The sequence below is a fragment of the Bacteroidia bacterium genome, assembly GCA_025056095.1.
In the GTDB taxonomy this organism is placed as follows: Bacteria; Bacteroidota; Bacteroidia; order JANWVE01; family JANWVE01; genus JANWVE01.
Window position 1 is genome coordinate 1 of the sequence record JANWVW010000202.1, and the last position, 5080, is coordinate 5080.

Genomic DNA, 5080 nt, shown 5'->3' on the forward strand with positions numbered 1-5080 from the left:
GAATACATTCATGCGGACCAGCACATCATAACATTCAACCCATCTAATCCCAATCAACTGTTTGCAGGATGCGACGGGGGAGTATTCCGCTCTAACAATAGAGGCTACAGCTTTACTTACGTACCCAACAACTTTGTTACCTTCCAATTCTATGATATGGACGTAGCCCCCGACGGATCTGTACTGGGAGGAACGCAAGATAACGGTTCAAACTTCCGAACAGATGCCGGTAACAATTCTCTAAATAAAGCCACAGAGCTATTAGGTGGAGATGGATTTGACCAATACTGCTCTAAGAAGAAGCCGCTTACAGGACTAATCACTATGTACAATGGGGTACTACTCCGTTTTGCGATTAACCCCGCTAATGGAAATATATCAGCCGGACCTTTCTATGATAACAACATAGATAAAACAGGCGCTTCCTCTGGTCCTGACGATCTTCCCGATGATGGTGTAGATTTTAAATGGGACTTAATATGCCATGAACCCCACCAGTACAATGGAGACTCTGCATACACTATAATAGGTACAAAAAAAGGTCTTTGGATTACTAATGGAAACACCTTTAACTTAGGTAAAACTCCCAGGTGGAAAAGAGTTACACCGCTCACAGGTCCAAAAGCTATACAAAAAGCTTCCTGTTTCTCTATTCCCGTGGACGCGGACAGTGTTCTTTATGTAGGCACAAAAGGGGGTAATGTATATAGGATAAAATACTTCTATTCAGGGGACTCTTTGAAAATATCTAACTCTATTACACGAATATTTAACGCATCAGGCAGGTATATTACGGGATTAGCTGCTAATCCTAAGAACCCACAGCAGTTATATATAACATTAGGTTCTTGGCAAAGTGGTACAAGTGCTCCATACATTGTTAAAATAAATGATGCAGCTACTAGAACCACAGTAGCCACTGTCGGATCAGGTGCAACACAACTCAACGCTCCTGGCGGTACTAATGGATTCCCACAATGCCCTGCATATTGTGTAGAGGTAAATCGCTACAATACAAATCAAGTATTCGTAGGTACAGAGCTAGGCGTATTTGCTTCTGAAGATGGAGGAGCTACATGGGTATCTCTCAATGACTTTGATGGTAACACTCGCCCAAATGGATTGCCCCGCGTACCTGTATTGTCTATGAAACCTCTCTATTATAGTGCCTATGTAACCATAGGTACAAATAACGTACCTCAGTACGTATTTACAGGCGAAACAGATTACTTATACTTAGGTACCCACGGGCGTGGCTGGTACAGAACTACAAGCAGAATCAACAGCATAACTCAGAACACCGCACAATATTTCACTCCAGAAGTCAACGTATATCCAAATCCTACTTCTGACAACTTAACTATGACAATGGACTTGAAAAACCCCACAAACTTAACTATTCAAATACTAAACTTGGAAGGTAGAGCAGTACAATCCACTACATACAATGCGTTTGCAGGCAATAATAATATCCAACTCAATGTGAGCAACCTACCAAACGGTATTTATGTAGTTACAATCACAGGTAGAGATACGAGGGGGCAATTCATCAATGTGTCTAAAAAAGTCTCTGTAATACACTGATAACAAAATTAAAAACATACAAAGCGCGAGTTTTTCATGCTTACAACTCGCGCTTTTTCATTTTATGGACTAAAAGTTATGTTGAGTTTAAAGATAATTTTATTTTTCTGGGCGTGTCCCTCGCTGCGCTCGGGTCGGGCTACTACGCACTACGCTCACGCTCGGTGCTTCGCTCACGCTTCGCACTGCCTAACGGCATGCTCCGTATCCCTCACGCAAACCGTATCTCCATGTTTTACCTCATTTTTAAACATGCATTAGCTTTACCTTGTTTAATATTGGTTATCAACTACTTACAAGGTTAAAATTTTTTACCTTATTTCAAATGGTGTTATTTTATCTTGTTTTATATTCATTTTCAAGCATATACAAGCTTAAACCTTGAATACATGAACTTTTTACGAAACTTTAATCCTGATTCTCCAAACTTTACCTTATTTTCAATTGATTTTCAATAATTTACAAGGTCAAAACGTATTTTTTATCTTTTTTAGTGTTCATTTTCAAGTACTTACAGGGTTAAAAATTTGAATGGGCGGACTTAGCCTACTTGCGGCACCCTTGCGTGAGGCATGCGAAGGGCGTGCGTCAGCACGGTGCGAAGCCCCTCGCCCACCCCTCTACCCTTGCCCAGGGGGTGGGCGGGCGGGGCGCAGCACCGAAGCGATAGCGTAGCCTGTAGCACGCCGACCTTGCCCACACGAGCATAGCGAGACGTGGGCAAGGACACGCCCAAAAAAACATAATCATATATGCCTCATGGTATTTTGACTACTTCCTCCTCATATATCCAATTTGGGCGTATATTATATACCTTAGAATAACGTATTTTTTCAGGTAACTCTTTTTTTTCAAAACTACCCCCATTCCATATACCATCTTGATTAGCATCCTCCACACAAATAAAATGATAGTTCCCAGGATTGAGATAGGTAAAACTAAAAGACTCACCCTCTATCTTATAACGCATACTCGGTATATCCACAGAAGCAAAATAATATATTTCATTCTGTTTTTTACCTTGTATCTTCCCTGTAATGCCTCCAAAGTTTTTTTCAGGTAAAACAGTGAAATTTTTGACAGTTGTATCTATGTTTGTAGATACAGATAAAAACCGTATTTGATAGCTTAAACCCTCTTGCCATAAACCTTGCTTAGGATACACTCTAAATTCAAACGCATTGCTATCTGTACGAATATCCACTCGCTTTTTATCCTGATATATCTCGAAAGCTGCCTTGTGCCATTGTATAGGAATTTCTACATAAAAAATGAGGGGTTCATTAGGCATAATCGAATTTTTAAGCAGAGTAGCTTTTTCCTTCCACTTTCCTTTGGTGTTATTAACTTTGAGTGTATCTAATTTAGGTGTGCCCATACTATCTACGGTACGAAGGATAAGCGGTTCGTTGATACGTATTCCCGTAAAATACACTTTTTTATGGTCATTGAGCAAATACGCTTTCTGACCTTGTAAACGAGTACTATCCCTCAAAATACCCTTAGATAAAGTAACCCGAACAACATTTTTGAGGGTATCCACTTGTTGTACTTTTACGGGCAGACCAACCTCATGTAATACGGTTAGAACGGGTTTTATGGTATCTTTAACTTGAATTTTCTGCGGTAGAATTGCTGTTATTTCATTAGGCAAATCCTTTTTGAAGTTGTTATTTACATCTTTGAGTGCAAGCAAGTAATATGAACCTTGCCGAATATTTTTGAACACAAAGCTGCCATCCTCTTTACTTTGGGTAACATAATGCGGGGTTATTTTACCTATGCTATCAATTGGAATGTTAGTGTATGCACACACGTACATGGTAGGAATTTTTTTTCCCAGTTCATCTCGTATTTTACCTGTGAGCGTTAAGGTGTCTATTTGGTTGCCTGTGCTAAATACTATATTTTGAGGAGGGAGCGGCGTTGCCGAGTAATACTCTTGAATAGTACCGTTAGTTTGTATGGTATAACAAGTATTTGGTTGTAGGGGAGTTTTTAACTTTATTTCTACGGATTTAGATTTAATTTCAATTTCAGGAGCGGGTAGAATAGGGGGAGAGATAAAAAACTCTTGTTGAGGATTATTACACTTGATGTAACAATCAAATTTGAGGGTGATTTTGGAGGTAGTAATAGGTACATTAGTAGCTTTATGTTCAGGATTTTGATAGGTTATTTTTGGAGTGCGCTTAGGGATTTCACCGCCTGTTAGGGGTACTACGTGCGCGCAGCTTGGTAATAAAAGCAATGTTAATATTCCCGAACAAAAAAGGGCAAAGGGGCGTACAGATTTTACCATTCAAATTCTACGGTAAATTGGATATCAGGGTGGATGCTTTTAGCTACGGGGCAGGTTAGGGCTGCATTTTCTAATATTTTTTTGGATTTTTCATCCAGAGATAGAGTAGGAAATTTAATTTTTGCGGGGAGTGCAGCAATTTTGCGGGGGTTATTTGTCATAATTTTTTCTATTTCAATGTGAGTACCAGTGAGATTTATGTTCATTTCTTGGGCTTTAATACCCATAATAGTCATCATGCAGGTAGCTAAAGCTGTGGCTACTAAGTCTGTGGGCGAGAAGCTCTGACCTTTACCTTGATTATCTGTGGGTGCATCGGTGTGAAGTTGGGTTTGTGAGGGTTGGTGAGTAGCTAAGCAGCGTAATTCTCCTTGATATAGCACGCTTATTTTTACCATGTCTGCAAAAATACATAAATTTAAGATGAATATGAGTTGATTAAGTTTGTTTGATTTTTTGGGCGTGTCCTTGTGGGCGTTTCGCTGGCGCTCATGCCCACAAGGTCGGCGTGCTGCGGGCTAACGGTGCTGCGCCCCACCCGCCCACCCCCTGGTCAAGGGGTTGAGGGTTGTGCGGGGGGCTTCGCACCAAGCCTGACGGCTTGCCCTTCGCATGCCTCACGCAAGTGGCTATACAACTAAGCTCATTTATTGAGAACTTAGCTTTGCAAGTATCTGAAAATGAATATCAAACAGGGTAAAAATAGGATAATTCAAGGTTAAGTAGTGCGTACCTGTTGTAAATACCGAGGAATCTCGGTATTTTTGTATAGCATTTACAACTGCTGCATCGTCATTGTCATTTGTTATCTGTTATCAATACCGAGGAATCTCGGTATTTTTGTACAGCATTTACAACTGTTACTTTAGAAGGGGAAGAATGTCTGTTGTTGTAAATACCGAGAAATCTCGGTATTTTTGTACAGCATTTACAACTTATAAATAAAGAAATAATAGAATCAGAAGTTGTAAATACCGAGGAATCTCGGTATTTTTGTATAGCATTTACAACTGCTGCGTCGTCATTGTCATTTGTTATCTGTTATCAATACCGAGAAATCTCGGTATTTTTGTACAGCATTTACAACGTGTCGACTGCGGATATCTCATGTCTAAAAGTTGTAAATACCGAGGAATCTCGGTATTTTTGTATAGCATTTACAACTGCTGCATCGTCATTGTCATTTGTTATCTG

6 protein-coding genes are annotated in these 5080 nt (G+C 39.9%); 4 read left to right on the forward strand and 2 right to left on the reverse strand.

The features are described 5' to 3' along the window. From NZ519_11825 to NZ519_11835, 3 genes are all read left to right on the forward strand, one after another. Positions 1 to 1584: T9SS type A sorting domain-containing protein (locus NZ519_11825; GenBank protein ID MCS7029443.1), on the forward strand; the 1584-nt coding region annotated here is incomplete at its 5' end. 113 nt (positions 1585 to 1697) lie between these two features. Further along, positions 1698 to 1889, forward strand: coding sequence for a hypothetical protein (locus NZ519_11830; GenBank protein MCS7029444.1), 192 nt, complete (start codon positions 1698 to 1700; stop codon positions 1887 to 1889). A 267-nt stretch (positions 1890 to 2156) separates the two neighbouring features. Next, positions 2157 to 2294, forward strand: a complete 138-nt coding sequence (locus NZ519_11835; GenBank protein ID MCS7029445.1) for a hypothetical protein — start codon at positions 2157 to 2159, stop codon at positions 2292 to 2294. Positions 2295 to 2341: 47 nt separating this feature from the next. On the opposite strand, the gene NZ519_11840 is transcribed toward NZ519_11835, so the two are convergent. Beyond that, a complete protein-coding gene (locus NZ519_11840) occupies positions 2342 to 3835 on the reverse strand; it encodes an Ig-like domain-containing protein (protein MCS7029446.1) in 1494 nt (497 codons plus the stop codon). Between the two features lie 44 nt (positions 3836 to 3879). After that, positions 3880 to 4284 carry an OsmC family protein gene (locus NZ519_11845; protein ID MCS7029447.1) on the reverse strand — a complete coding sequence of 135 codons (405 nt, stop codon included), beginning with the start codon at positions 4282 to 4284 and terminating at the stop codon, positions 3880 to 3882. A 72-nt stretch (positions 4285 to 4356) separates the two neighbouring features. Between NZ519_11845 and NZ519_11850 the strand changes: the two genes are divergently transcribed. Then, complete coding sequence (locus NZ519_11850; GenBank protein ID MCS7029448.1) at positions 4357 to 4527, forward strand: hypothetical protein; 171 nt, start codon at positions 4357 to 4359, stop codon at positions 4525 to 4527. Positions 4528 to 5080: the final 553 nt, after the last annotated feature.